General features: G+C 46.8%; 2 protein-coding genes. Both read left to right on the forward strand.

What is annotated here, in order from left to right:
* Positions 1–94: 94 nt before the first annotated feature.
* Positions 95–535, forward strand: coding sequence for a hypothetical protein (locus tag MHN02_RS21555; protein ID WP_239247994.1), 441 nt, complete (start codon positions 95–97; stop codon positions 533–535).
* Positions 486–1,244, forward strand: coding sequence for an IS4 family transposase (locus tag MHN02_RS21560; protein WP_239247995.1), 759 nt, complete (start codon positions 486–488; stop codon positions 1,242–1,244). Before MHN02_RS21555 ends, MHN02_RS21560 begins: the two co-directional genes overlap by 50 nt.
* The last annotated feature ends 31 nt before the right edge of the window (positions 1,245–1,275 follow it).

The raw sequence follows: 1,275 nt of genomic DNA on the forward strand, positions 1-1,275 counted from the left end.
TAATATTGCGATATCAATAAGATAAAAAAGATAGGAACATTCATGACGTTTGGTGATCAGATCAATCGCCAAACTTCACTGAGGCCAAACAGCCATGAATGCCCTATCTATTGTGAACAAAGTCGTATCGCTTGTCAGCTATAAAATGCATAAAACTCGTCGGAATGCAGTAACGGCGTGCGTTAAGAGCCTGCTCAACGGAAGCGCTGCAACCGTAACCAGCATAGGTCGAGGAATTGAGACTAAAGCCTTTGAGAAACACCGGATTAAACGTGCCGACCGCTTGCTTTCAAACCCGCATTTATTAAGTGAAACACCATTTATCTATGCATCTATTTGCCAACTATTTTGTGGCAGCACATCTCGCCCTGTTATCTCAATCGACTGGTCAGATTTAGATGACCATAAAGCGCACTTTCTTTTACGCGCGGCCATATCTTTAAAGGGTAGACCCCCACAAGGCATTCTTAAAGGCGTTACACGCCATGTTACCTTCAAATTGCCGACCCATTATCGTCACCGACGCAGGATATAAATCACCCTGGTTCAGGGAAGTATTAGCGTTAGGCTGGGATATTGTCGGACGGGTTCGCAAACCGCATTTTTACTCACTCGACAGCGGCAATACGTGGCAGTGTATTCGTCACCTTTATGCCCAAGCGACCAGTCGACCTAAGCGTTTTGATAACAGCCAAATAGCTAGAGGTAACCCCTTTGCCTGTACGTTAGTTCTGTTCAAGCAGAAAGCGAAAGGGCGCCACGCTTCAAATCCAGATGGTACACGCAAAGCCTCAAAGCGGTCGAAAGTCCATGCGCAAGGTGCAAAAGACCCGTGGCTGTTAGCCACATCACTAGCATCTCATCAACGCTTATCGAAACAGGTCGTTGCCATTTATCGCCAGCGGATGCAGATTGAAGAAGGCTTTAGAGACATGAAAAGTACCAAGTTCGGGCTTGGCTATGAGCAAAATAAAAGCGTGAAAAAGCAGCGTCTAACAATCCTGGTATTGCTGACGACGTTAGCGTCACTGGTTGCTATCTTATTGGGTATGGTAGTCGTCTCTTCGAATAAACATCGGCGCTTCCAAGCTAATACCGACACCAGAAGCGTGCTGTCATTCCACTATCTCGGTTTGAGAGCTGTTGCTTGCCGAATAAGATTCACTATGCGACAGTGGAAAACTGCACTCAAATGGTACAGCTCCATAGTCGACGGGGCCTGGACCGCAGGCACATGGAATTAAATTCGTGGGGATCCCTCAGACTCTGACCCCA

It is taken from the genome of Alteromonas sp. CNT1-28, from assembly GCF_022348345.1.
Classification (GTDB): Bacteria; Pseudomonadota; Gammaproteobacteria; order Enterobacterales; family Alteromonadaceae; genus Alteromonas; species Alteromonas macleodii.